This window comes from Streptomyces sp. NPDC060184 (assembly GCF_042728795.1).
GTDB lineage: Bacteria > Actinomycetota > Actinomycetes > Streptomycetales > Streptomycetaceae > Streptomyces.
In genome coordinates, this window is record NZ_JBHWYX010000001.1 from 1 (window position 1) to 26,210 (window position 26,210).

A 26,210-nucleotide genomic window follows, 5' to 3' on the forward strand; every position below is an offset into this window, starting at 1 on the left:
TGAGTTCTCAAGGAACGGACGCTTCCTTCGGTCCCGTTTCACCGGGGCCCTCCGGGCGCTTCCCTTCGTTCTTGCGTTTCCGACTCTATCAGACTGTTTCGTGTCCGATTCCCGGTCGAAGCGGGTCAAGCGGTTTTCGCTTTCCAGTTCTTCGCTTTCGCGTTTCCCTTTCCGGCGAGTCCGACTCTATCAGATCCTTTCGGGCCTGATTCCCAGTCAGCGGGCTTGTCCTCCGGGCCGTTGCGGGCCCTTCCGACGTCCCAAACTCTAGCGGTTCCTCCCGGCGGCTCATAATCGGGCCTTCGAAATGAATTCCGGCATGCCGAAATTATCCCGAGTGGGAGTTCGTACAGAGTTTGGTTGCCGCTGTCCGCGGCGGGATCGGCTGCCCCGGAACCTTCCGGCCCCTTGACAACTCGGAGAACTTTACGGATCGGGGGGTGCCGTGTCAACCCCGGCCCGCGAAGACTCGACGGAGCCGCGCAGGCTCGGCGACAGCACCGCCACGGCGCGTCCCGGAGGGCTCCCCGGCAGGCTCAGGAGAGGTCGGTGAGCCGGCCGTCCGCGTCCGGCTGGGTGTCCTCCACCCGGCGCAGCAGTCGGATCAGGAGATCGCTGAGGACTCCGCGTTCGTCACCGGAGAGGTCCTGGAGGACGTCCTCCTCGAAGACGGTCGCCATGCGCATCGCCTCCAGCCACTTCGCACGGCCCTCGTCGGTGACCTCCACGATGACGCGTACCCGGTTGTTCTCGTCCCGGTCGCGGGTGACGAGGCCCTCGGCCGCCATGCGGTCGATGCGGTGCGTCATGGCGGCGGGGGTGAGCCCGAGGCGCTTGGCGAGCTCGCCCGGGCCGAGGCGGTAGGGGCTGCCGACGAGCACGAGGGTCTTGAGGACCTCCCACTCGGCGTTGCTGATGCCCAGGGCCGCGAGCTGTCTGCCGTACGCGACGTTCATCCGGCGGTTGAGCCGGCCCAGGGCGGAGACGACCTGCTCGACCTGCGGGTCCAGGTCGCTGAATTCGCGCTGGTAGGCAGCGATCTGCTCGTCGAGGCTCGGCTCGTCGGGATCCAGCTCGGTGGTTTCGGACATGGCGGGCAGTATCGCACGCAAGTCCACACCCTTCGAAGTCCTTCGAGGTTCATTGTTGAAGTTCTAACTTTAGTGTTAAAGTCTTCGAGTCTGTGTAGTTCGGGGGCAGACTCTGCTGCCCCGTGATCGTGGGGTAGGTGAGTGTGACCAGGGAGATGGGCGCAGCGCTGCGGCGGATCCAGCTGGGGAGCGCGCTGAGCGCGTTCGGCACGGGGTTCACCGTTCCGTATCTGTACGTCTACGTGGCGCAGGTACGGGGTCTGGGAGCCGGTACGGCGGGAGTCGTGCTGGCGGTCTTCGCCATGGCGGCACTGGTCGTCCTTCCGTTCACCGGACGGGTCATCGACCGGCGCGGTCCGCTTCCGGTGCTCATGGGCGCCTCGGTCGTGGCGTCGGCCGGTGTCGCGTCGCTCGGCTTCGCGGGCGGGGTGACGACGGCGGTGCTGTCGGCCGCCGTGCTCGGCGCGGGTGCCGCCGTGATGCAGCCGGCGCTGGCCACCCTGCTCGTCCGCTCGTCCACCAGCACGACCCGTACCCGCGCCTTCGCCATGCAGTTCTTCCTGCAGAACCTGGGCATGGGCATCGGCGGGCTGGTCGGTGGGCAGATCGTCGACACGGACCGGCCGGGTACGTTCACCCTGCTGTTCGTGGTCGAGGCCGTCATGTTCCTGGTGCTCGGCGCCGTCGTGAGCACCGTGCGGCTGCCCCACGTCCCCGCGGTGTCCCGTTCCGTCGACGGGGTCCGTACCGCCGCCGGACCGGGCGGGCTGCGGGCGATGGTGTCGCACCGGGCCATGGTCCAGCTCTGTGTCCTGGGCTTCGTGGTGTTCTTCGCCTGCTACGGCCAGTTCGAGTCGGGGCTCGCTGCGTACGGCACCGAGGCGGCCGGCATCGAGCCGTCGACGCTGGGGCTGGCGCTGGCCGCGAACACGGCCGCCATCGTCGTCGCGCAGTTCGTCGTGCTGCGGCTGGTGGAGCGGCGCAAGCGCAGCCGCGTGATCGCCGGAGTCGGCCTGATCTGGGCCTTCGCCTGGGTCGTGGCCGGTTACGCGGGCCTCGGGCATGGCAGCCAGACGATGGCGACGGCCGCGATGATCTCGACGTACGCCCTCTTCGGCCTCGGCGAGTCGATGCTGTCGCCGACCGTCGCCCCGCTGGTCGCCGACCTGGCCCCGGAGTCGATGGTCGGGCAGTACAACTCGGCTTTCGCCCTCTGCAAGCAGCTCGCGCTGGCGGTCGGACCTGCCGTCGGCGGTCCGATGGGGGCCTCGCTGCACGCCCCGTACATCGTGACGTTCGTCGTGGTGTCGCTCGGAATCACGGTGCTGGCGCTGCGGCTGGGCCGACGGCTCACCGCCGTGCAGGACCAGCCCTCGCTCGCCGTGCACTCACGGGTGGTCGCGGTGTCCGTGCCGGAGAGCGCCGTTCCCGTACCGGCCGCGACCGTCTGACGGAGCCCGGCCGTACGGAGAGGCGCGGACGTCCCGGGGAGGCGGGTCCGCGGCCGTCATCGGGGCAGCGCGAACTCGCACCAGACGGCCTTGCCCCCACCGGGGGTGCGGCGGCTCCCCCAGGACGTGGCGACCGCGGCGACGATCGCGATGCCGCGCCCCGACTCGTCCCCGGGCTCCGCTCTCCGGCGGCGCGGCAGGTGGTCGTCCCCGTCCGTCACCTCGATGATCAGCCGCCGGTCGGTGCGCCGCAGTCCCAGGCGCGTCGGCGGGGTGCCGTGCTGGAGCGAGTTGGCGACCAGCTCGCTCGCGGCGAGCACCCCGCGGTCGCGCAGCTCGTCCGGGAAGCGCCAGGAGGTCAGCACCCCGGTGGCGAAGGCGCGGGCGCGCGGCGCCGCCTCCACTCCCCCGAGCAGGTCGAGCGAGGCGTTGTGGAACAGCTCCGCGTCCGCGCCCTTGCGGGCGGGATGCTGGACCACCAGGACCGCCACGTCGTCGTCGTGCTCGGCGGTCACCCCGAGGGAGCGGATCAGCCGGTCGCAGACGACCTGCGGCGATCCCTTCGCACCGGACAGCGCCCGGCCGAGCGCGGCCACCCCCTCGTCGATGTCCTCGCTGCGGCGCTCCACCAGGCCGTCCGTGTAGAGGACGGCGGTCGAGCCGGGCGGCAGCGCGATCGTGCCGGAGGTGTGGATCCAGCCGCCGGTACCGAGCGGGGGACCGGTCGGGTCCTCGGCCACGCGCACGGTCCCGTCCTCGTCGGACACGAGGATCGGCAGGTGCCCGGCGGAGGCGAAGACGAGGTGGCCCTCGTTGGGGTCGTGCACCGCGTAGACGCAGGTGGCGATCTGGGTGGCGTCGATCTCGGCGGCCAGACCGTCGAGCAGTTGGAGCACCTCGTGCGGGGGCAGGTCGAGGCGGGCGTACGCGCGCACCGCCGTGCGCAGCTGGCCCATGACGGCGGCGGCGCGGACCCCGCGGCCCATCACGTCGCCGATGACGAGGGCTGTACGGCCGGCGCCGAGGGTGATGACGTCGTACCAGTCGCCGCCGACCGCCGCGTCCGTGCCGCCGGGCTGGTAGGTCGCGGCGATCCTGAGGTCGTCCGGCTGCTCCAGCTCCTGCGGAAGCAGCGAGCGCTGGAGGGTGACGGCCATCTCGCGGTGGCGGCGCTCGCTGGTGCGGAGGCGCTCGGCGGCTTCGGCGTGGTCGGTGACGTCGGCGGCGTGCACCAGCACCCCGCCGCGCGTCCCGCCGTCCGCGGCCTCGGTGCCGTCGGTGCCGTCGGTGCCCCAGGGGGCGACGGGGGTGCAGGTCACGGTGTACGAGGCGCCGCCGAGCGTCCGGCGCGACTTGACCGTGCGCGGGGTTCCGCTGCGCAGGACCTGGTCCATCAGGGGCAGCACGCTGAGTTCGGCCAGCTCGGGCATGGCCTCGGCCGCGGCCGTTCCGCACGTGCGGGGGCCGAAGGCCGTCTCGTAGGCGGCGTTGACGTACGCCACCCGGTGGTCGGGGCCCTGGAACAGCGCCACGGGCGCGGGGAGCCGGCCGAGGATCTCGCGGGCGGGCAGGTCGTCGAGGACCGGCACGGCGTCGGACGCACCGGCGGGGGTGCCGCCGGACGGAGCGCCGGACGGGGCGTCGGGTCCCTGCGGCGGGCCGGTGGGCGACGGCTCGTCGGGGGTCTGCGTCACGGCGGCGTCCGCCGGCGCGGCGGGGCCCTGTGACCGCGCGTACTCGGCCCGGGCGGCGGGGACGGAACCGCGGTCGTCCCGGGCGGCGGCGCGACGCTGCGTTCCGGGAAAGCGGGCGCTCCAGCGCGTGAAGTTCACGTATCTCTGGCCTCGTGTGTCGGTCTGGTCCGCTCGGGCTGGCTGCTTCTGCTGCGTCTCTGCTCCGCGTCCGCCACGTCGTGGGCCGCGCGGCGGTGCGCCGGTGCTCTCACGTCCGCCGCGACCGGTTCCGCGTCCTCGGCCGGGGTCAGGCGGGGACGCGGCCCGGGGAATCACGGCAGGGCCTGATCGTGCTGTCGATGCGGCGTCGCGGTTCACCGGTGGCCGCGTCGGTGGCCGCCGGGGGTCAGGTCGGCGTTCACCTCTGGTCGCGGTCGACCGGGTCACTCTGTGCAGATGTGGACGTACCTATGGTCACACGTCCAGTGTGACGGAGCGTACTGACAGTCGTCATTCGGCCGTCGGTACGGGTCCGCGGCACGTCCGTCCGCCCGGAGCTTCCGGACGGGGTGACGCATGCGCCTGCCTCGGGCGTTCCCGGGCCGCACAGGGGGCGGGCTCGTGTTCGTACCGGTGCGGTAGGGCGCCCGTCCGGCATCGGTACGACGGGATCTCACGCCTCCCCGGAACGGGGGACGGCGGGTGGCCCCGTACGTCGGGGGCGGGCGGTCAGCCCGGCGGCTCGTGGGGCTCGTGGGGCTCGTGGGGTGCGTCGCCGGTGCCGGAGGGCCTGCGGGGAGGCGGGGTGCGGTGGGGGCCCGCACCCCCGGCCGCCAGCTCGAACTCCGCGCGGGGATGCTCCAGCGACCCGAGGGAGACGATCTCGCGGGTGAAGAGCCCGGACAGGATCCATTCGGCAAGGACGCGCGCCTTCCGGTTGAAGGTCGGTACGCGGCTGAGGTGGTACGCCCGGTGCAGGAACCAGGCCGGATAGCCCTTCAGCCTCCGCCCGAAGACGTGGGCGACCCCCCGGTGCAGGCCGAGGGAGGCCACCGAGCCGGCGTACGCGTGCCGGTAGTCGGTGAGCGGGCGCCCTTCGAGAGCGGCGACGACGTTGCCCGCCAGGACCTTCGCCTGGCGGACGGCGTGCTGGGCGTTGGGCGCGGTCACGGCGTCCGGGTCCGGCACCGTCGCGTCGGGGACCGCCGCCGCGTCGCCCGCGGCCCAGGCGTGCCGGGTACCGGCGATCCTGAGGTCGGCGGTGCAGCGCAGCCGGCCCCGTTCGGTGACCGGAAAGCCGGTGGCGGCGACGAGCGGCGCGGGTTTCACCCCGGCCGTCCAGACGAGCGTGCGGGTGGGAAAGCGGGAGCCGTCGCTCAGCACGGCGACGCGGTCCTCGCAGGACTCCAGACGGGTGTCGAGACGTACGTCGACGTTGCGTCCGCGCAACTCCCGCACGGCGTACGTGCTCATGGCCTCACCGACCTCCGGGAGGATGCGCCCGGTCGCCTCGACGAGAATCCATCTCAGGTCGTCGGGCCGGATGTTGTGGTAGTACCGCGCGGCGTAGCGGGCCATGTCCTCGAGTTCGGCGAGTGCTTCCACCCCGGCGTACCCGCCGCCGACGAAGACGAAGGTGAGCGCCGCTTCGCGGAGGGCCGGATCGCGAGTGGCCGAGGCGATGTCCATCTGCTCGATGACGTGGTTGCGCAGCCCGATGGCCTCCTCCACCGTCCGGAAACCGATGCCGGACTCGGCGAGCCCGGGGACCGGGAGCGTCCGCGCGACGGAGCCGGGGGCGAGGATCAGCTCGTCGTACGGCATCTCGACCGCACCGTCGCCGTGCCTCCCGGTGGCGAGGGTGGTCACGGTGGCGGTCCGCTCCGCGTGGTCGATGCGGTGGACCTCGCCGATGACGATGCGGCATCGTCCCAGGACGCGGCGGAGGGGTACGACGACGTGCCGGGGCGAGAGGGAACCGGCCGCCGCTTCGGGGAGGAACGGCTGGTACGTCATGTAGGGGTCGGGCGTGACGACCAGGATCTCGACCTCGCCGCTCCTCAGCCCGCGCTTCAGCTTCCTCTGGAGGCGCAGCGCCGTATACATCCCGACGTAGCCCCCGCCCACGACGAGAATGCGCACACCTGGCCTGCTGCCGGGGGCCGTTCCCCGGGATTCTGGAGCCATCACCACCCCATGACGCACCGGAGTCGCGAGTTTGTCCACAGGCCCCGCAAATTGTGTGACCGCCAAGCTCCGGCGCGCGGGCTCACGACCCGTCAGGTATGAGGGGGCAGTCCCGCAGGTCAGGCGGGGGAGGAGGGGGCGCGCGCAAGGGCGGAAACAGGAACGATCGGGTCCTTGCTCCGATCGAGGGGCGCTCCGTGCGGAACTGCCCCTTCTGAATTGCCCCCCGCTCAACTATGTTCGTAGCCGATCGGGGTGGGGGATGGGGAAGTTCGACACTCCTCTTCTCCGGTCCACATGGTGGGGAAGTCTCCGGGGGGAGACGTCATAACCGGGGGAAGTCATGCACATTCAGGATTCGCATGGGCACGTTGCCGTCCCGACCTCGGCCGAGGCCGTCGCACGGCTCAGCACATCGGGAGGGCTCGCCGTCGTCGAGTCGTCCCGCCCGGCCGGCGGAGCGGACTCCGGCCCGGGGACGACCGGCGGAGTCGTCGCGTCGATCGGTTCGGCCGCCGTGCCGACGGCAGGGCCGGTGACCGGTCCGCCGGTTGGTTCCGCCGTGGGGACGCCGGCTCGTTCGGCGCCGCTCCGCGTGGACGCGCAGCGGAATCTGGAGCACGTCCTGCGCGCGGCGCGGGAGGTCTTCGGTGAACTGGGTTACGGCGCCCCGATGGAGGACGTGGCCCGCCGCGCACGGGTCGGCGTGGGGACCGTCTACCGCCGGTTCCCCAGCAAGGACGTCCTGGTACGGCGAATAGCCGAGGCCGAGACGGCTCGGCTGACGGAGCAGGCACGCGCCGCGCTCGGCCAGGAGGACGAGGCCTGGTCCGCGCTCTCCCGTTTCCTCCGGACGTCGGTGGCGTCCGGAGCGGGCAGGCTGCTGCCGCCGCAGGTGCTGCGCGTCGAGGCCTCTTCGAAGGACGAAGAGGTGCTCCGAGCCGCCGGGGACGGTGGGGACGGGACGCGGGTTCCGCAGCAGCGGCAGTTCGCCGCCTCGGCGGAGCTCCGCCCGGCGCCGCGGCACACGGAAGGACCGGCGGACGAAGAGAGCTCGGGTACGGGCGAATTGCTCGACGTCGTGGGCAGACTCGTGGAGCGGGCCAGGGAATCCGGTGAGCTGCGCGCCGATGTGACGGTGGCCGACGTCCTGTTGGTGATCGCCACCTCCGCACCCTCTCTGCCGGACCCGGCCCAGCAGTCCGCCGCCTCGGCACGGCTGCTCGACATCCTGCTGGAAGGACTGCGTTCGCGGCCCGCGTGAAAGTGACGGTGAGCGGAAGCGTGAGGGAGAGGAAGCGGTCCGGTGGGCCGGTGCGCCAGTCCGCCAGTGCGCCGGTCCGCCGGTGAGGCGGTGACGCGGCCTGCCGGTGAGCCTGGCTCCTTGGTGAACCGGCCTGCCTGGGTGCGCCCGGCCTGTCGGTGAGCCGGTGCGCCAGCCTGCGGGTGAGCTGAGCCGACGGGTGCGGGTGACGGCCTGCGGAGGTCTCCGGCCGGCCGGAGACGGGCCCGTCCCGTTCGGATGACCTCTCGCGCTTCCATTCGGTCGGACACCCCGGACGAGTGGAAGGTGGGGCTGAACCAGCGCGCTGCGCAAGGGCCGTGTGGCAGTGTTGCCCGGAATCGGGTTCACGCCAGGTACGGGGGCTTCCGCGATGAGCGGTGACGGCACGCGGGAGGAGCCGCTCGACGGCGTCTCGGCCGAGGGCGGCGCCGAGGAAGGGACGGTCCCCTCGCCACGCCGGGCCCAGGTCCCCCCGCAGGGCGACAAGGACAGGCTGTCCGGCAGCGGCTCACCGGGAGCGGGCCCGTCGGGGACCAGCCCGTCGGTCGACGGCCCGTCGGTGACGGGAACTCCCGACGCGGGCGAGCCGGGCGTACGGCGGGAGCCGGGAGCACCGGGCGCGTCAGTTCTGCCGGAGCACGGTGGGGAAGCTCCGGCGGAGAGCGGTGGCGGTGGCGGCACGGTGCTGCCCGGCCCCTGGTCCGTACCCTCGCAGCGCACGGGGCGGGGTGCCGCGACCGGGCTCACCGTCTCGGACGCCGAGCTGATCAGGGGCATGCGGTCCGGTGACGACCGGGCGTACGAGGAGTTGTTCAGGCGCCACTCCGGCGCCGTCCGACGCTACGCGCGCAGCTGCTGCCGGGACGCGCACACCGCGGACGACCTGACGGCCGAGGTGTTCACCCGGACCCTTCAGGCGGTACGTGGCGGGAAGGGGCCCGAAGAAGCTGTCCGCGCCTATCTGATGACGGCGGTCCGGCACGTCGCCGCCGCCTGGACGAAGAGCGCGAAGCGCGAGCATCTGGTCGACGACTTCGCGGTGTTCGCCGCCGGGGCGGCGCGTACCTCCGAGCTGTCCGACGACGACACCCTCGACCTGGGCGCCGACGTCCGCGCGATGCACGAGGCCGAGCAGTCCATGGCCCTGCAGGCGTTCCGCAGTCTGCCGGAGCGCTGGCAGGCCGTGCTCTGGCACACCACCGTGGAGGAGGAATCGCCGAGCGAGATCGCCCCGCTCTTCGGGCTGTCCGCCAACGCCACCGCGGTGCTCGCCGGCCGGGCCCGGGAGGGGCTGAAGCAGGCCTACCTCCAGGCGCACGTCAGCCAGGCCCTGGTGGCGGGCGGGGACTGCGCGCGGTACGCCGACCGGCTCGGCGCGTACGCGCGGGGCGGGCTGCGGACGCGGGCGGAGCGCGGACTCCGCAAGCACCTGGACGAGTGCGCCAAGTGCCGCTTGGCGGCGGGTGAGTTGCAGCAGGTCAACGCGGGGATTCCCGCGCTGCTGCCGATCGCCGTCATCGGCTGGTTCGCCGCCGCGTACTCGCTCAAGGCGGCGGGGGTCGTGGCGGGCGGCACGCTGGGCCTCGCCGGAGCCGGGGCGGCAGCCGCCGCGACCGGGACCGGCACGGCGGCCACCGGCACGGCCACGGGCGCAGCCACCGGCGCGGCCTCGGCGGGCGGCGCGGCGGCGGGCGGCACCGGTGGTGGCTCGGCGGCCGGAGGCGCTGCGGCGGAGGGGCTCGGCGCGCCCGTCAAGGTGGGCGTCGCGGCCACGGTGGCCATCGCGGCGGCAGCCGGACTGGTGTGGGCCCTGGCCGGCGACGACCAGCCGGAGCCGGTGGCGAAGCCCCCGGTGGCGGTGGCCTCGGTCCCGTCCGTCGCGCCTTCCCCCGAGCCGCCCGCTCCGACGCCACCGCCCCCAGCGCCCTCGCCGGCCGTCACGCCGGAGCCGTCCCCGACGGCCGCGCCGACTCCCTCGCCGTCCCCGCCCGCCCCGAGGCCCTCGCCCCCGGCCGCGCCCGCTCCGCGTACGCCGTCGCCCACGCCGCCCGCCGAGGAGCCTCCCGCTCCGGAGCCCTCCCCCCCTCCCACCGAGGAGCCCGCACCGAAGGCGCCCGCACCCGAGGTCTACCGGTTCAGCGAGCTGCGCTACGACCTCCTGGACGACGGGTCCGGGCCGGCGGTGGAGCTGCGCGGGAGCAGCCCGATCTGGCAGCGCGGGAATCTGTCGATCGCCTCCACCCCGTACGCGCACGGCGTGACGGTGAGCGGCCATTCGTCGGTGGTCGTCCGGCTGGACGGGCGCTGCACCCGTTACGAGGCGATGGCCGGCATCGACGACCTGGCGCTCGGCCTGGGCGCGGTGCGCTTCTCCGTCCTCAGCGGCGAAGGCGGTGAGGACGGAGACGGCGGGGGCGCGGTGCTGTGGACCTCCGGGACCGTGCGGGCGGGCTCCCCCGCCGTACCGGTGAGCGTTGCGCTGGACGGGCTGACGGCGGTGCGCCTGGTCGTCGAGTCCGCGCGGCCGTTCGGCGGGGTGACCATGGCCGACTGGGCCGATTCCCGGTTCACCTGCCGGTAGCGGGACACCGCTCACGCGCACCGCCACTCACACGGCCCCGCCTACGCGCGCACCGCCACCCACGAGGAACCGCTTACGGCACCGCTCACGCGACCCCGCCGCCCGAGAGCCCTCCCCCGGCCCAGCCAGCGGCGCTCACGCCTGGAGCGAGCGGCGCGCGACCGGGAGGACGCCTCCCGCGACGGCCCGGCTGCGCGGTGCCGCCGTCCCGGTCCAGCAGGTGCCCCGGCGGCTCAGCAGGCGGCGGAGCCAGAGTTCCGTGGAGGCGAGGTCCGCGAGCCCGTCGAGCGGCAGCGGTTCCCCGCCGGCGGCGGCGCGCAGCGCCTTGCGGACCACGCGGGCCTCGATCAGTCCGGCGTCGGCGAGCAGCGGGGCGTCGAACAGGTCCATCAACTCGGGGAGCGCCAGGCGGAGTCCGGTGCGGTTCGCCTCCGTCGACCGCGCCACCGACGGGGCACCCCAGCCGGTGGGCAGTTCGTGGATGCCCGCGCCGGACAGGACCCGGCGCAGAATCGCGGCGCGCGCGCCCGGCTGGACCCGGAGCGACTCGGGCAGGGCGCGGGCCGCCCGGACGACCTGGTTGTCGAGGAAGGGCGCGTGCAGTCGCTGGCTGCGGATGTCGGCGGCCTGTTCCAGGATGCGGTGGCCGGCGGCGGCACGGGCGAGGGCTGCGCCCGCCCTGGCCTGGCCCGGGCGTTGCGCGGTGGTGGGGCGGATCGCCGCTTCCTGGAGCCGGACCGCCACCTGGGCGAGCGCCTCCCCGGTGAGCCAGCGCGCGGCGGGTCCGGGCCGGGACCAGGTGAGGGCGGCCAGTGAGGCGTCGGCGGGGGTGCTGCCACTGCCGGGTCCGTCGGGGCCGGCGGGGTACCGATTGGCCTCGGGCAGCAGTCCGGCGGCCGTCTCCAGGCCGGTGCGGTAGGAGGTGCGGGCCAGTCGGCGGGCGGCCCGGTAGACCGCGAGCGGGACGAACAGCGAGTGCGCGAGGGCGCCTTCGGCCCGGGTGAGCGCCGCGACGGGTCTCATCAGGTCGCGGCGGCGGCGGTCCATGAGGAGGTCGGCGAGGCGGGCCGGGTGGGCGTCGAGCACCTGCCGGGCGCCGTACCCGACCAGGTGGTCCGCGCTGCCCGCGGCGAGCCGGCGGCGGTGGCGTTCGGCGACGACGAGGGAGGGCGCCGGTTCGTCGGTGATCACCGCGTTCTCCACCGAGAGGTCCGCGTAGGGGAGGGCTTCCTCGCCCGCGGGGACCACCACGTGGTGCAGGCGCGGGTTGGCGGCGATGGCGCGGGCGCGGGCGAGTTCGTCCTCGTCGCCGCGCGTGGTGAGGTCGTTGAAGGTGACGGCGAGGAGCCGCTCCCCCGCACCGGTGCCGTGGCCGAGGACCGTACCGGGGAGGCCGGGCAGTCCGGCGGCGAGGAGGGCGAGGGTCGCGGAGGCGCTGCCGCCGGAGAGGTCGGCCCCGATGCCGGGGACCGGTCCCCGGCCCCGGGCGGCGCGGCGGTCGGCGGGCCCCATGCCGGGTACGGGCCCGGGGTCCTGCGGCCCGGTCTCCGGGGCGTGGCGGGGGGCGGTGAGCCGGGCGCGTACGGCTTCGACGAGGGCGTCCCGTACGCCTTCCACCGCGTGGACGGGGTCGGCCTGCGGGGCGGCGACGGCGAGGGAGGCGACGGGTTCGTACCCGGTGATCTCGCGGGAGCCCTCCCGGAGGATGAGGGCGTGGCCGGGCGGGATGCGCTTCACACCGGCGTACGGGGTGCCGTCGCCGAGGGCCTCCGGGGTATCGGGGCAGGCGAGCAGGGCGGCCAGGTGGCCGATGTCGAGCTGGGCCTCGATGAGGTCGGCGAGCGGCAGCGCGGCGGTGGCGTACGCGGTGCCGCCGGCCCACGGGGTGTGGAAGACGGGCCGGGCACCGGCGAGGTCCCCGGCGACGGTGATGCGGCGTCCTATCTGCACGACGACCGTGTAACTGCCGGGCCAGGCTGTGAGATGGCGCAGGGCGCCGCCGCGCGCGGAGAGGAGTCCGACGCGCAGTTGCTCGTCGGTCGCCCCGCAGCAGCCGAGTACCGCGAGCCGCGTGGTGGGTGCGCCGACCGTGGTCGCGGCGTCGACGAGCCGGATCTCGTCGGGACGCCAGTCGCCGACCGCCCACAGCGGATCGGGATCTCCCCACAGGAGTTGGGAGCCCACCGGATGGACCGTGCGCCCCTCGCCGCCCGCGCTGACCCCGCCGACCGTGCCGAAGCTCGCGGCGATACTGCTCCACCCCACCAACCAACGCATCGCCGCCTCCACAGGCTGTGGACTGACGGCGCACATGGTCCGTGGAAACGCCGCTGCGGGACATGCTGCCACGAGTGCGACGACCGGGAGGGGGTACGCGCGGCGCACGCCGGAAGAGCATGCGCCCCTGGCATGAGCCGGGGGTCTCGGGCAGGACCCGGGCGGGGCCGCTCCCATCAACGGAACTACATATTCCGCTTGTTGGAGCCGGAGGTCGCGGCGCGACCGCCGACGCCCCACGCAGCGCACCCGCCCACACCCCCGTACCGCACCCGCACCCGCCCTCGCGCGGCCTCACGCCCCCGCGCGCCCCCGCGGGCGCCCTCCACCGGATCGCCGAGGCGGTTCCGGAGCCGTACCCTCAGGCGCATTCCAGCCACCCGAGGAGCGCTCTCGCGGTGGATTCCGGCGGATCGACGACCGTCGATAATCAGCCATTCTTCCCGGACGGGACGTCGGTACCACCCCGTGCCCGCACCCCCGTTCCGCCACCCCGCGCCCCGGTCCCGCACTCCGGTCCGGCGCGCGTTCCCGGCGCGCGCCCCGAAGGCTCCGGCGTCCCCCACGCCCGGCGGCCGGCCCCCGGGGGCTCCGTCCGGCGCTCGGCCCGGGAGATGGCGCGCACCTCCCGGGCCGGTCCGCCGCCCGCGGGGAATGGGGCGGCAGTGTCCCCCAGCCCGCCGAGTCCAGTGCGGCGGGCCGACCCACGCAGGGTCCATGGAAGCGCTTCGACAGCTCCCCGGCGAGAGCGCACGGCCGGGCGCACGGCCACACGGCCGGGGCACATCCGGCCCCCTCCCCCGCCCCCTCGGGCCACCCGGGCGGCACCCGCACGACCCCCGGCGCGGGCCACATTCCCGCCATCCGAACCCATGCCCCTTAACGGTAGGGATGCGGAGAACTACGCTGGGTTTACCGATGGTCTCAGCACGGCGGCATATTCCTCGGGGCTCGGCCACATGCGTGTGCGCCCGGCCTCCGGCAGTCCGCCGCGAGGAGATCCCGGTACGAATGCCGCGCGCCGCCCCCGGTGACGCGGCGGCTGTCTGTGTGTCGAGGGGTGGCGCATGTCCAGGGAGCAACGCGGGCCGAACGAGAAGCTCGGCACGGTTCTCGCCCTCGCGGGAATCAGCAACGCCGGGCTCGCCCGGCGGGTCAACGACCTCGGAGCACAGCGCGGGCTGACACTTCGCTACGACAAGACCTCGGTGGCCCGGTGGGTCGCCAAGGGCATGGTGCCGCAGGGCGCGGCGCCGCATCTCATCGCCGCCGCGATCGGGGCCAAGCTGGGCCGGCCGGTCCCGCTGCACGAGATCGGTCTCGCCGACGCCGACCCGGCGCCCGAGGTCGGCCTCGCCTTCCCGCGCGACGTGGGCGAGGCGGTGCGCTCCGCCACGGAGCTGTACCGCCTGGACCTCGCCGGGCGCCGCGGCGGCAGCGGTGGCATCTGGCAGTCGCTGGCGGGATCCTTCTCGGTGAGCGCCTACGCGACGCCCGCCTCGCGCTGGCTGATAACCCCTGCCGACCCCTCGGTCGCCCGGGACCCGGCGGCGGCGCGCACCGCGCTCCTCGGCGGCGCGTCGGCGGCCCGTCCGGCGCCCGCGGCGGGCCCGGCGACGGGCGGTCCGCCGCTGCCCGGCGGACACGGGACGGTCCCGGTGCAGCCGGGCCCCGAGTCCGTGGCGGACGCCTCGCCGCTGCGGGTCGGCCACAGTGACGTCGCCAAACTGCGCGAGGCGGCCCAGGACGCGCGCCGCTGGGACTCCAAGTACGGCGGCGGGGACTGGCGTTCGTCGATGGTTCCGGAGTGCTTACGGGTGGACGCGGCGCCGCTGCTGCTCGGTTCGTACAGCGACGAGGTGGGGCGTGCGCTCTTCGGCGCCTCCGCCGAACTGACGCGTCTCGCCGGGTGGATGGCCTTCGACACCGGCCAGCAGGAGGCCGCCCAGCGGTACTACATCCAGGCGCTGCGGCTCGCCCGCGCCGCCGCCGACGTCCCGCTCGGCGGGTACGTCCTGGCGTCGATGTCGTTGCAGGCGACGTACCGGGGCTTCGCCGACGAGGGGGTCGATCTCGCGCAGGCGGCGGTCGAGCGCAACCGGGGTCTGGCGACGGCCCGGACGATGAGCTTCTTCCGGCTGGTCGAGGCGCGCGCCCACGCGAAGGCCGGGGACGCCCCGGCGGCCGGGGCGGCGCTGCGCGGTGCGGAGAGCTGGCTGGAGCGGTCGAGGCCGGGGGACGCCGATCCCTCGTGGCTCGGCTTCTACTCGTACGACCGGTTCGCCGCCGACGCCGCCGAGTGCTACCGCGACCTCAAGGCGCCCCGCCAGGTGCGCAGGTTCACGGAGCTGGCGCTGTCGAAGCCCACCGAGGAGTTCGTCCGCTCGCACGGGCTGCGGCTCGTCGTCTCGGCCGTCGCCGAGCTGGAGTCGGGCAACCTCGACGCCGCCTGTGCCGCCGGGACCCGCGCGGTGGAGGTCGCGGGGCGGATCTCGTCCGCCCGGACCACCGAGTACGTGCGCGATCTGCTGCACCGCCTCGAACCGTACGGGGACGAACCGCGCGTCGCCGAGCTGCGCGAGCGGGCCCGGCCCCTGCTGGTGGCCCCGGCCTGACGGCCCGGTGCGGGCCGTCCCGCGGCCCCGTCGCGCGCCGGCCGCCACGACCCGCGCCACGTCCCCGCCCCGTCCGGGGTTTGATCCGGTTGTCAGCGGGTCAGTGCACTATCGGGGTGGGAGGTGGCGTGATGAGGACGCACGCGGACTACGACTGCGACGTGCTGGTGATCGGCGGCGGGATCGTCGGTCTGGCGACGGCGTACGCGCTCACGCGCGCGGCGCCGGGCACCCGGGTCACGGTGCTGGAGGAGGCGCGCGACCCCGCCGGACACCTCGCGGGACCGGGCGGCGGGCTGATCCACAGCGGTGTCCACCACCGCAGGAGCTCCCTCACGGCCCGGTTCGCCGCGCGCGGCGGCGGCGAGATGACCGAGTTCTGCGCCCGGCACGGCATCGCCCACACCGTCGCCGGGAAGCTGATCGTGGCCACCGACCGCTCCGAGCTCCCCCGGCTGCACGCCCTCGCGCAGCGCGGCCGGGAGCACGGGCTGCCGGTGCGCGAGCTGGGCCCGGCGCAGATCTCGGAGTACGAGCCCGGGGTGCGCGGTCAGGCGGCGATCCGGGTCTCCACCACGGGCGTCTGCGACGCGGCCGGGGTCCTCTCGGCGCTGGCGCGCGAGGTCGCCGCCGCCGGGGCGGTCGTGCGGTGCGCGGCCCGGGTGACCGCCGTGGACCGGCGGCCCTGGGGCGTCGCCGCCCGCACGGCGGACGGGACGGTGGTCCGCGCCCGGGTCCTGGTCAACGCCGCGGGCCTCGGGAGCGACCGGGTGGCCCGGCTCGCGGGCGACGAGCCCGGCGTGCGCGTCGTACCCGTCCGGGACACGTACGTCGAGCTGCGCAGACCGGAGCTGGTACGCGGAGTGGTCCATCCGGTGCCGCACCCGGGGCACCCGTTCCTCGGGGCGCAGCTGGTCCGGGGCGTCGTCCGGTCCGTCGACGGCACGGTCCACGTGGGGCCGGTCGGCGCGACGGCGCCCGGGCGGCCCGTACCGTCGGCCCCTCCCGGCGGACTGCTCTCCGCGCTGACCCGGCCCGCCTCCTGGCGGACCGCGCGCCGGCCGGAGGGGTACGCCCGCGACGGGGCGCGCCTCGTCGGGGCCGGTGCTGTGGTGCCGGCGGAGCGGACGGACGTGATCGGGCGGACCGCCCGGGACGCGCACCCCGGGCATCCCTGGCAGGCGGGCCGGGCGGTCCGGGCGGGCTCGACGGGGGCGGTGGTGGCGGCCTCCTTGCGGCGGCTGCTGCCCGACGTGACCGAGGAGGACCTGGGACCGGCGCGCACCGCCGTGCGCGCCCAGGCGGTGCACGGCGACGGCACTCCGGTCGAGGACTTCCTGATCCGTGAGGCCCCGCACACCGTGCACGTGCTCCACACCCCCGCGGACGCCGCACTGGCCACGGCGCTGCCGGTGGGACGGGAGATCGCCCGGCGGGTGCTGGCTCAGGCGCAGGGGGCGGGGTGGAGTCCGCCCGCCGTAGAATCGGGGCATTGTGTCTGAGCAGCCCCTGAACCCCAGCACGGAGCCCGGCGCGCACGACGAGACCGCCGGGGCCCCCGCCATGAACGCAGCCGTGGACGCCGCAGCTGTGGACGCCGCAGCCGTGGACGCGGCGGCGAACGCCCCCGCGAGCACCCCCGAGGACACGGCCGCCGTGGACACGGCCGACGCGGAAGCGGCCGACGCCGCCGCCCGCCGGGCCGCCTCCTTCGACCGGCAGCGCCGGTTGCGCCAGGAGCCGCGCTTCCCCGGCGGCCCGGCCGCCGACCCGGCCGGCTCGCACCACGAGCGCCGCATCCGCAGCTTCCAGCCGCGCCGCAGCCGGGTCACGGTGGGCCAGCAGGACGCGCTCGAACGCCTCTGGCCGCAGTGGGGCTTCGACATCGACGGCCTGAGCGTGCTCGACCTCGACCAGATGTTCGGCGGGCTGCCGGTCGTGCTGGAGATCGGGTTCGGCATGGGTGAGGCCACCGCGCAGATGGCGGCGGACGACCCGGCCACGGGCATCCTCGCCGTCGACGTGCACACCCCGGGCCAGGGCAACCTCCTGCGCCTCGCCGACCAGGCCGGCTCGACCAACGTGCGGGTCGCCAACGGCGATGCGATCATCCTGCTCCGCGAGATGCTGAAGCCGGAGTCCCTCGACGGCCTGCGGGTGTACTTCCCCGACCCGTGGCCCAAGGTCCGCCACCACAAGCGGCGGCTGATCCAGCCGGACTTCCTGGACCTGGTGGCGGGGCGGATGAAGCCGGGCGCGGTGATCCACTGCGCGACCGACTGGGAGCCGTACGCGGAGCAGATGCTGGAGGTGCTCACCGCGCACCCCCGGTTCGAGAACACCCGGCCCGACGGCGGCTACGCCCCGCGTCCCGCGTTCCGGCCACTGACCCGGTTCGAGGGGCAGGGCCTGGACAAGGGCCATGTCGTCCACGACCTGCTGTTCGCCAGGGTCTGATTCGCCGGGGTCCGAGAGGGCCGGGGTCCGAGAGGGCCGGGAGCCCGCCCGGCCCCTCGCCCCGGGCCGGGCGGGACCTCCTGGTCGTCTGTCGGTCCCGCTCGTTAGGGTCGGGACATGTCCGCCGGGTCAGAGCAGCACCAGCAGTCCCAGCCCGCCGTGCCCGTGCTCGAGGAGCAGCGGATCGGCGAGATTCTGGGCGCCGTCCCGGAGCGTGCCCACTGGCGGTACCGCCCGCGCCGCGTCGGGATGGTGTGGCGCAGCAGGGCCTTCCGCGCGGGCGCGGTGATCGTCACGCTGGCCATCTGCGGGCTGCTCATCCTGGCGCTCGTGCGCAGGGAGACCGGCACCGAGGGGTTCCTCGTCGGTCTCGGGCTCGCGGTGCTGCCGGTGCCGCTCCTGATGACGGCGTTCCGCTGGCTGGACCGGGTCGAACCGGCGCCGTGGCGGAATCTGCTGTTCGCCTTCGCCTGGGGTTCGTGCGCGGCGGCGCTGGTCGCGATCGTCGCGAACTCCTACGCGACGTACCTGATAGCGAACCTCTCGGCGGACCCCTCGGGCGCCGACACCCTGGGCGCCACGGTCGTCGCGCCGATCGTCGAGGAGAGCGCCAAGGGCGCCGCCGTGCTGATGCTCTTCCTGTTCCGCAGAAGGGAGTTCAGCGGGGTCGTCGACGGGATCGTGGCGGCGGGCTTCACCGCGACCGGGTTCGCGTTCAGCGAGAACATCCTCTATCTCGGCAGTGCCTTCGGCGAGGACCGGCAGCTGGGGACGGTGGGAATCGCCTCGGTGACGGTCGGCACCTTCTTCGTGCGGATCGTCCTGTCGCCCTTCGCGCACCCGGTGTTCACCACACTCACGGGCATCGGCTTCGGCCTGGCCGCCGCCGGGCGGCTCCGCAGGGCCGGCCGGATCGCGCTGCCGGTGCTGGGGCTGCTGCTGGCGATGGGCATGCACGCCCTGTGGAACGGTTCGGCGACCTGGCGTCCGTACGGCTTCTACCTGGTCTACGGCGTCTTCATGATGCCCGTGTTCGGGCTGCTGACCTGGCTGGCGATCTGGTCGCGCAGACGGGAACTGCGGACGCTCACCGCCGAGTTCCCGGCGTACGCGGTGGCCGGCTGGCTCACTCCGGCCGAGCCGCTCGCGCTGGGCTCGATGCGTGCCCGGGGCATGGCGCGCGACCTGGCGCGGCACTGGCACGGGGCGTCGGACCGGGCCAGGGGCCGGGCGGCGGCCCGTGCCGTCGCGGAGTACGAGTCGTTCGCGACCTCGCTGGCCGCGCTGCGGCGGGACGCCCGGCGCGGTGCGGTGGGCGCCGACTTCGCGGCGCGCGAACAGGAGTTGCTGCACCACCTGTGGGAGCGCCGCGAGGTCGCCGCCCCCGCGCTGAGCCAGGCGGCCCGCAGCGTGTTCCGCCCCGCCGTCCACCGCCCGGTGCCCGTCCCGTACGGCGCCGGAGCCCACACGGCGCATGGCGCACATGGTGCGCACGCGGGACACCGGGCGCACGGAGCCCACGCGGCGCACGGGGCCCACGCGGCCCGGGGGTACGCGCCCCCGGCCCCCGCCCCCGCCCCGGCCCCGGCCCCGGCCCCGGCCAACGAACAGCCGCCTCCGCACCGGCAGTACGGCGGGCACAACCCCTATCTGCATCCGCCGCAGTAAGGCGTGCTCAGGCGGAGGCTTCGGTGAGCCGGTCCAGTTCCTCGTCGGTCAGCGCGAGGTCGGCGACCGCGAGCAGCGCGGGGAGCTGTTCGGGCGTGCGCGCCGAGGCGATCGGTGCCACGACCGTGGGGCGGGACGCGAGCCAGGCCAGCGCGACGGTGGCGATCTCGGCCCCGTGCGCCTCGGCGACGGCGTCGAGCGCGCTCAGCACCTTCCGCCCCCGCTCGGAGTCCAGGTGCGCGCCGGCCTTCTCGGCGCGGGCGCTCTCCACCCGGGTACCGGGGCGGTACTTGCCGGTGAGGAAGCCGGATGCCAGCGCGGAGTACGGGACCGCGCCGAGACCGGTCTCGGCGGCGAGGTCCTGCGCGGGACCCTCGTAGGTGGCGCGGGAGACCAGGTTGTAGTGCGGCTGGAGGGCGACGTAACGGGCCAGTCCCTCGCGCTCGGAGAACGCGAGGGAGGCGCGCAGGCGCTCGGGGCTGATGTTGGAGGCGCCGATCTCGCGGACCTTGCCCTCCTTCACCAGCTGGTCGAGGGTGGTGACGATCTCCTCCACCGGGACGCTCTCGTCGTCGTAGTGCGTGTAGTAGAGGTCGATGTAGTCGGTGTCGAGGCGCCGCAGCGACTCCTCCACCGCGCGCCTGACGGTGGCGGGTGCGAGCCCCCGGTACTCGGGGTGGGCACCGGCCTTGGTGGCGACGACGACGTCCGCGCGGTTGCCGCGGGACTTGAGCCACGCGCCGATGAGCGTCTCGGACTCGCCGCCCTGATTGCCGGGGGCCCAGGCCGAGTACGCGTCGGCGGTGTCGACGAAGTTGCCGCCGGCCGCGGTGTAGGCGTCGAGGACCGCGAAGGACTGCGCCTCGTCGGCGGTCCAGCCGAAGACGTTGCCGCCGAGGGCGAGGGGGAAGACCTCGGCACCGGCCGTGCCGAGCTTGCGGAGAGATGAAGTCATGAACGGTTCAACGGACCGGACGGAGGCCCGTATTCCGGTACAGCTCCGCTCGTGATCCCGGTACGGCTCCGATCGTGGCCGGCCCCGCCGGAGGCGCGCTCCTCGCGGGTACGCGGCGTCCGTGCTCCGGGGGGAGGGAGAACCGGCAGCCCTGACGTCCTGGGGGGGGGAAGAGCGGCAGGGCTGCCGGGGTTCGGTGGGCTCGGGGACGCGGAGCGTCAGACCGCGAGGCCCTTGTCGGTCAGCCAGGCCATCGGGTCGATGCCGGTGCCGTCCGGGGTGTGGACTTCGAGGTGGAGGTGCGGGCCGGTGACGTTGCCGGTGGCTCCGACGCGGCCGATGGTGTCGCCGGTGCTGACCTGCTGGCCGACGACCACGTCCATGGAGGACTGGTGGCAGTACCAGATCTCCGTACCGTCGTCGAGCTCCAGGACCGTGCGGTACCCGTACGAGCCCGACCAGCCCGCGGACTTGACCGTTCCGCCGTGCACGGCCTTGACCGGGGTGCCGGTCGGCGCGGCGAAGTCGAGCCCGGTGTGCTGCCCGGAGGCCCACATCGTGCCGGCCTCGCCGAAGGTGGAGGTGATCGTGTACGAGGAGGTGGGGAGCGCGTAACTGGCGGCGAGCTTGGCGAGCCTCTCGGCCTCGGCCTTCTTCGCCGCGGCCTCCTCGGCCGCCTTCTTCTCCGCGGCGGCCTTCGCCTCCGCCTCGCCCTGCTGCTTCTTCGCCTCGGTGGCGGCCTTGGTGGCTGCCGCCGCTTCCTCGGCCGCCTTCGCGTCCGCGTCGGCGGCGGACCGCTGCTGCTCGGCCTGCTGGAGGATGCGGGCGCGCAGGGCCTCACCCGCGTCGGTGGCACCCTGCTCGGTCTCGGCCGTGGTGAGCCCGGCCGTGGTGAACGGCGCGGCCGACACCACCGGCTCGGGGGTGTCGTCGGACTCGACCGCGGTGATCAGAGCGCCCAGCCCGGGGACGGACTTGGCATCCGGAAGGTTGTCCGCGAGCGAATCGGGAAGAGAGATGGAGACCGGCGGCTTGCTCTGCGCGGTGGCCATGCCGCCCGCACCGACAGCCGCGATGACGCCGACCCCGAGGACGGTGGAACTACGCGCGAGACCGCGCTGCTTGGCCACACGGTGCCGGCCGCGTACGGGGCGGAGGGAATCCTCGGTGGGGTTCCATTCCTCCCACGCCTTGTCGGAGTCGCCGGGGGAACCGAAACCGTCGAGCGTGGCAGAAGGTGACGGGGCTTCGGGGGCAGGCTGGTTGGACGCCACGGAGGCGCACTCCTTTCCTTCCTTCTCGCCTACCGGGTTAGCTGACGGGTTCGGAGCAGGAAGGTCTCCTACGGGCGCCTGACGTCTCCGAGGAGACACAGGTGTCCGATTCACCCCAAGAAGTGGTTCCCCGGTTCCCTTGCGGAATTCGGCGCTCGCGCACGGCGCCGTCTCTGACGACGGCTGGGACGACCGCGCTGCGTTATCGAACGTTAATAGACAGACGGCTCCGATTCCAAGCTGTTCCCCTTGATCATTCCCACTTCGGGGCGGGATTTACCAGGGCATATCACCACTCATCAGGGCGACTTACGGACAGCCGGAGCGCCCCCGCTTTTCTGACGGTGTGTCATATGTTATCGAGCGGCACCGCTCTGCTACGGACCGTCGCCGCGTCCGCCCGACGGGCCGGGGCGCACCCCGGGAAAACCACGGGAGGGGTCGGGAGAACCACGGGCCGGCTCGGGGAAGCCCCGGGGCGACGGCCGGCGGGCCCGCGTCAGCCGTTCCCGCGGCCCACGATCGGCACGGTGGTCCGGCGCTCCGGCTGGTCCTCCGCCGGCCGGGCGACCGCCAGCAGCGCCAGGTCGTCCGTCGAGCGGCCACCGGTGTGCAGCCGGACGTCGTCGGTGAGCGCCGTCAGCAGCTCGTCGGGGCCGGGGAAGATCCGCCCGCGCAGCCGCTCCGCCGGGTCGTAGAACACACCCGCCCGGTCGCGCGCCTCGGAAAGCCCGTCCGTGTAGGTCAACAGCGTCGCGCCCGGCGGGAGTTCCCACTCGTCCACCCGGTCCGGCCAGGCGCCCAGCGCCATGCCGAGGGGCAGCGCGGGCATGCTCGGCCGCAGCACGTCCAGCGCCCCTCCGGCATGGAGCAGCAGGGGCTCGGGGTGCCCCCGGTTGACGATCCGCAAGGTCGCCGAGCCCTCCGGGACCTCGGCGAGCACCGCGGTGACGAACCCCTCCACCGGGTCCAGCCCGCCGCGCCGCGCGGCGTCCCTGGCCAGGGCACGTTCCAGCCGCTGCGCCACCCCCTCCAGCGTCTCCTCCTGCTCGGCGGCCTCCCGGAAGGCGCCGATGATCACCGCCACCGCCTCGACCGCGTCGAGCCCCTTGCCGCGTACGTCACCGAGCACGAGGCGTACGCCGTACGGGGTGTCCGCGACGGCGAAGAGGTCGCCGCCGACGTACTCGTCCGCCTGCGCCGCCTCGTAGCGCGCGGCGACATGGAGCCCGCCGACCCGGTCGGCGGGGACGGGCAGCACCGCGCGCATGGCCGTCTCCGCGATGATCCGGGCCGAGGCGAGCTGCTCGTTGCCGCGCCGTACGACCCCGTTGATGACGAGCGCGAGCACGGCCGCGGTGAAGACGGTGAGCGTCTCGATGACGGGGACGATCTGCCCGATGGTGCCCACGTACACCCGCATCGCGATGACGGCGGCGAGCGAGGCGACACCGATCCGGATGGTTCCGGCCCGGGAGGCGAACGGCGCGGCGATCAGGGGGGCGGCGACGAACAGGGGCACCGCCGTGAAGCGGGGCGGTGAGGCGATGTCGAAGACGAGTCCGCCGGCGATGAGCAGGGCAGGCAGCATCCGCACGAAACGCCGGGCGCCCACACCCCCGGCCATCCAGCCATGCTCGTACAGCGGTTTCCCCACCTCTGCGCTTCTCCTGCCCTGTCCCGCCACGGCTGCGGAACCTACCGCGCCCTGCCCAGGCTGGCCCGAACCGCGCCGCGCGGCGACCCCTCGTCGTCCATAGGGGGGAGCGCACGACTCCCTTTCGAGCGCCCCCCAGCGCCGGTGTACGCCGGGTGGTCAGGACCGGCGAGGCGACGAGTTCCGCGCACGGCGACCCCGGCGCCGCGCACGGAAGCGGCGGAGCGGCTGCCCCGGACGTCCGGGCGCACGTCCACACGTTCGGCCGGACGGCACGGACCGCGCAGGCGTGCGAGACATTTCCTGGATGGACCAGTTCATGCCCGGTCCGGCAGATCGTTACGCCCGGGGACCGCGTCCACGACCGCACACGGGGACCACACCCGGATCGCTTCCACGCCCGCACCCGGGTGCGAGCGGGCGACGAGCCGCGCACGCACACACGGAAACGACTCGGGCCCGGCACGCTGTGCGTGCCGGGCCCGGGCCTTCAGTAGCGGGGACAGGATTTGAACCTGCGACCTCTGGGTTATGAGCCCAGCGAGCTACCGAGCTGCTCCACCCCGCGTCGGTGAACACAACTCTACGCCATCCTGAACGGACTCTTGACCACCCCGGCGTACGGCCGTCCGGGAAGCCGGCCCGCACCGCCTCCTCGGCACGCGCGCCGACAGGAACGCACCGGGACCCGGAAGGAACACGGAGGACCGGCAATCACCCGCCGGTCAGGGTGCGTTCCTCCCGCAGGCGCATGAGCGCCACACCATCGCGGCCACAGAGCACCCCAGTTGGGCCCAAAGCGTGGCAGTTCATGGCTCAACGACGCTTTTACGGCAGGTAGTTGCCACGCGTGCTCTTCTGGCCAAGGATATGGCTGCATCCCCCAGAACCGGCGGGCTGCCCGTGAGGACGCGTACCCCCGAGGCGGCGGTTTCGCCCTGCCCCGGCACCGGCCGCGCCCCCGGTCCCGCATCGCAGCCCCTCCTGGAGGACTCCGCCATGACCACCTCTGCCACTCCCGCCCCTTCCGCCCCCTCGGACACATCGCTCGGGGCCCGGGTGCGCACCTCGGCGGCGAGCGCGATCATCGGCGGTCTCGCCGGTGCCGTGATGAGCGCGGTGGTGGTCTACTTCCTCATCGGCATGCCGGACGGCGAGGGCACCAACGCACTGAACAACGCGATATCCGGTCTGATCAGCGGCTTCCTGGCGGGCTTCATCGGCCTGATGATCCACCAGGGCAAGGCGGCGTCGGCGGCCCGGGCGGCGGCGGCCGAAGCCGCCGCGCGGGCCGACGTGACGGCCGACGTGACGGCCGACGTGGCGGCCGGTGCGGCGAGACCGACAGCTGCCGCCGAGGCAGTCACCACCGAACCGGTCACCACCGAGGCAGTCACCACCGGGGCGACCACGACCGGGTCGGCCGAGGCCAAGGCCCCGACCGTCGCCTGACCACCCTGGAGCACGAAGCACCCTGGAGCACGAAGCACGCCGCCCCCGCCCGGCCATACGGCCCGGCGGGGGCGGCGTCACGTCCGGGCCCGCACGGACAGCCCCTACTCGCGCTGCTCGACGGCGATCTCGTACGCGATCTCCCACCGCACGTCCGGCACCACGATGTCCGCGGTCTCGACCGGGCGGCCGTCACTGTCGTAGAAGGTGCGCTCCAACTCGGTGATCAGACCGCCGATGCTGATGCCGAGGAGGTTTGCCTGCTCCTGATTGGCGCGGGCCGGACGCGGGATCTCGACGGCGCGTACGACGCGGACGCCGATCGACCGCATCCGTTCGACCACACCGATCCCGGCGTGCGGGCCCATCTCGGGAAGCACGACCGGGGTGTCCCCGGTGATCGCCATCGGTTCCCAGCTCCGGGAGAGCTGAACGGGCAGCCCCTCCATGAGGAACTCGTAGTCCGTGACGACGCAGAGGTCACCGGGCTCGATGCCCAGCCGCTCCGCGATGCGCTCGGGCGCGGGCGTGCGGGCGGCGGAGCGCGACTCCCATGTCCCCTCGTGGTCCTGGGCGTTGAGAACGGCACGGAAGAACGAGGGACTGTGGCGTTCGGGGCTCTTGGTACGGATCATGCGCCCGCGCTCACGCGGCCGGCGGACGTACGTGCCGGACCCGGCGCGGCCTTCGAGGATGCCCTCGATGGTGAGCCGCTCCATGGCACGCTGCGCGACGGATGCGCCGACCTCGTACTCCTTGGCGATCCGGGCACGGCTGGGCAGCTTGTCGCCCACGGCCCATTCGCCCGACCGAATGCGGTCACGGAGGGCGTCGGCCACCTGAAGGTAAGGGGTGTCGCGAGGCATATGCACAGCTCCCAGCCGTGGAAGTCGGACATTGACAAAGCTAACCCATCAGGTCGAAGCTGAATATTCAGCATCACGAAACGTGATGACCTCATCCAGGGGAGAGCCATGCCCTCCGTGCCGCCGCGCGTTGTTGCCCTTGCGGGCATGCTCGCCGCCGCGACCGGCGCCGAGCCGCAGGTGACCGAGACGCCCGGCGCGTTCCGGGTCGACGCCGCCCTCCCCTCCCCGCTGAGCAGCGCCATCCACAGCACGATCCTCATGACGCTGGCGCACGGCGACCGCTTCGGCCACGAGGCCGGCGCCGACGGCATCGCCCGGGTGTGGGCCGAGATCGACCACCCCGCTCCGAGACCAAGGAGATCCGACATGCCAGAACCGGCCGGGAACCCCGCCCCCGGAGACGCGGAGTACCGCACCCTGATCACGCACACCTCCGAGTGCGCGGCCTGCCGCTCGGACCGGGCCGAGTGCGAGATCGCCGCCCGGCTGAGCCGCGCGTGGCGGGCGGCCCGCCAGTGATCCCCCGCATCTGCGTCGACTGCGACCGGGCCATCACGGGTCCTGCCGTGATCACGGCGCAGGGCCACTCGGCCTCGGGCGCCCGCCCCGACGCCTACGCCCACCCACCCGGCTCCCCGGATTGCCGGCCCCCGGCCCGCAGCCGAGGCCACCGCATCAGGAAGGCGCTCGCGCACAGCGCTCACACAGATACATAGGC

General features: G+C 74.0%; 17 protein-coding genes, 1 tRNA gene and 1 riboswitch. Of the genes, 9 read left to right on the top strand and 9 right to left on the bottom strand.

Features of this window, described 5'->3' with window-relative positions; translation table 11 throughout:
* Positions 1–536: 536 nt before the first annotated feature.
* The gene (locus tag ACFWEE_RS00005; protein WP_386884988.1) at positions 537–1,091 is read right to left on the bottom strand and encodes a MarR family winged helix-turn-helix transcriptional regulator; all 555 of its coding nucleotides are present in this window, start codon (positions 1,089–1,091) and stop codon (positions 537–539) included.
* A 155-nt stretch (positions 1,092–1,246) separates the two neighbouring features.
* Here ACFWEE_RS00005 and ACFWEE_RS00010 point away from each other — a divergent pair, with 155 nt between their 5' ends.
* A complete protein-coding gene (locus tag ACFWEE_RS00010) occupies positions 1,247–2,542 on the top strand; it encodes an MFS transporter (RefSeq protein ID WP_386885403.1) in 1,296 nt (431 codons plus the stop codon).
* A 56-nt stretch (positions 2,543–2,598) separates the two neighbouring features.
* On the opposite strand, the gene ACFWEE_RS00015 is transcribed toward ACFWEE_RS00010, so the two are convergent.
* Positions 2,599–4,374 (bottom strand): SpoIIE family protein phosphatase, encoded by a 1,776-nt coding sequence (locus tag ACFWEE_RS00015; RefSeq protein WP_386884989.1) that lies wholly within the window; start codon positions 4,372–4,374, stop codon positions 2,599–2,601.
* Between the two features lie 570 nt (positions 4,375–4,944).
* Positions 4,945–6,402, bottom strand: a complete 1,458-nt coding sequence (locus ACFWEE_RS00020; RefSeq protein ID WP_386884991.1) for an NAD(P)/FAD-dependent oxidoreductase — start codon at positions 6,400–6,402, stop codon at positions 4,945–4,947.
* Positions 6,403–6,745: 343 nt separating this feature from the next.
* Here ACFWEE_RS00020 and ACFWEE_RS00025 point away from each other — a divergent pair, with 343 nt between their 5' ends.
* Both ACFWEE_RS00025 and ACFWEE_RS00030 read left to right on the top strand, forming a co-directional pair.
* The gene (locus ACFWEE_RS00025; RefSeq protein ID WP_386884993.1) at positions 6,746–7,666 is read left to right on the top strand and encodes a TetR/AcrR family transcriptional regulator; all 921 of its coding nucleotides are present in this window, start codon (positions 6,746–6,748) and stop codon (positions 7,664–7,666) included.
* A gap of 391 nt (positions 7,667–8,057) precedes the next feature.
* Positions 8,058–10,268, top strand: a complete 2,211-nt coding sequence (locus ACFWEE_RS00030; protein WP_386884994.1) for a sigma-70 family RNA polymerase sigma factor — start codon at positions 8,058–8,060, stop codon at positions 10,266–10,268.
* A gap of 135 nt (positions 10,269–10,403) precedes the next feature.
* Here ACFWEE_RS00030 and ACFWEE_RS00035 read toward each other — a convergent pair whose 3' ends face one another.
* Positions 10,404–12,545 carry an asparagine synthase-related protein gene (locus tag ACFWEE_RS00035; RefSeq protein WP_386884996.1) on the bottom strand — a complete coding sequence of 714 codons (2,142 nt, stop codon included), beginning with the start codon at positions 12,543–12,545 and terminating at the stop codon, positions 10,404–10,406.
* 1,067 nt (positions 12,546–13,612) lie between these two features.
* Here ACFWEE_RS00035 and ACFWEE_RS00040 point away from each other — a divergent pair.
* The 4 genes from ACFWEE_RS00040 (at position 13,613) to ACFWEE_RS00055 (ending at position 19,285) form a co-directional block, all read left to right on the top strand.
* Entirely contained in the window at positions 13,613–15,160 is a 1,548-nt protein-coding gene (locus ACFWEE_RS00040) for a sporulation protein (RefSeq protein WP_386884998.1), read from the top strand.
* Positions 15,161–15,291: 131 nt separating this feature from the next.
* Positions 15,292–16,662 carry an FAD-dependent oxidoreductase gene (locus tag ACFWEE_RS00045; RefSeq protein ID WP_386885000.1) on the top strand — a complete coding sequence of 457 codons (1,371 nt, stop codon included), beginning with the start codon at positions 15,292–15,294 and terminating at the stop codon, positions 16,660–16,662.
* A complete protein-coding gene (gene trmB, locus ACFWEE_RS00050; RefSeq protein WP_386885001.1) occupies positions 16,655–17,617 on the top strand; it encodes a tRNA (guanosine(46)-N7)-methyltransferase TrmB in 963 nt (320 codons plus the stop codon). Before ACFWEE_RS00045 ends, trmB begins: the two co-directional genes overlap by 8 nt.
* 117 nt (positions 17,618–17,734) lie before the next feature.
* Positions 17,735–19,285 (top strand): PrsW family intramembrane metalloprotease, encoded by a 1,551-nt coding sequence (locus ACFWEE_RS00055; protein ID WP_386885002.1) that lies wholly within the window; start codon positions 17,735–17,737, stop codon positions 19,283–19,285.
* A gap of 7 nt (positions 19,286–19,292) precedes the next feature.
* Here ACFWEE_RS00055 and ACFWEE_RS00060 read toward each other — a convergent pair whose 3' ends face one another.
* The 4 genes from ACFWEE_RS00060 to ACFWEE_RS00075 all read right to left on the bottom strand — a co-directional run bounded on the left by ACFWEE_RS00060 (position 19,293) and on the right by ACFWEE_RS00075 (position 23,739).
* Positions 19,293–20,240, bottom strand: a complete 948-nt coding sequence (locus ACFWEE_RS00060; RefSeq protein WP_386885004.1) for an aldo/keto reductase — start codon at positions 20,238–20,240, stop codon at positions 19,293–19,295.
* A 218-nt stretch (positions 20,241–20,458) separates the two neighbouring features.
* Entirely contained in the window at positions 20,459–21,514 is a 1,056-nt protein-coding gene (locus tag ACFWEE_RS00065) for a M23 family metallopeptidase (RefSeq protein WP_386885006.1), read from the bottom strand.
* A gap of 11 nt (positions 21,515–21,525) precedes the next feature.
* A riboswitch (cyclic di-AMP (ydaO/yuaA leader) is annotated at positions 21,526–21,678 on the bottom strand.
* A gap of 335 nt (positions 21,679–22,013) precedes the next feature.
* Entirely contained in the window at positions 22,014–23,141 is a 1,128-nt protein-coding gene (locus tag ACFWEE_RS00070; protein ID WP_386885404.1) for a PP2C family protein-serine/threonine phosphatase, read from the bottom strand.
* 524 nt (positions 23,142–23,665) lie between these two features.
* Positions 23,666–23,739, bottom strand: a tRNA-Met gene (locus tag ACFWEE_RS00075).
* Between the two features lie 431 nt (positions 23,740–24,170).
* On the opposite strand from ACFWEE_RS00075, the gene ACFWEE_RS00080 reads away from it, so the two are divergent.
* The gene (locus ACFWEE_RS00080) at positions 24,171–24,623 is read left to right on the top strand and encodes a hypothetical protein (RefSeq protein ID WP_386885007.1); all 453 of its coding nucleotides are present in this window, start codon (positions 24,171–24,173) and stop codon (positions 24,621–24,623) included.
* Positions 24,624–24,727: 104 nt separating this feature from the next.
* Here the strand turns inward: ACFWEE_RS00080 and ACFWEE_RS00085 are convergent, their stop codons facing one another.
* Positions 24,728–25,489, bottom strand: coding sequence for a GntR family transcriptional regulator (locus ACFWEE_RS00085; protein WP_386885008.1), 762 nt, complete (start codon positions 25,487–25,489; stop codon positions 24,728–24,730).
* Between the two features lie 147 nt (positions 25,490–25,636).
* Between ACFWEE_RS00085 and ACFWEE_RS00090 the strand changes: the two genes are divergently transcribed.
* Complete coding sequence (locus ACFWEE_RS00090; RefSeq protein WP_386885010.1) at positions 25,637–26,011, top strand: hypothetical protein; 375 nt, start codon at positions 25,637–25,639, stop codon at positions 26,009–26,011.
* The last annotated feature ends 199 nt before the right edge of the window (positions 26,012–26,210 follow it).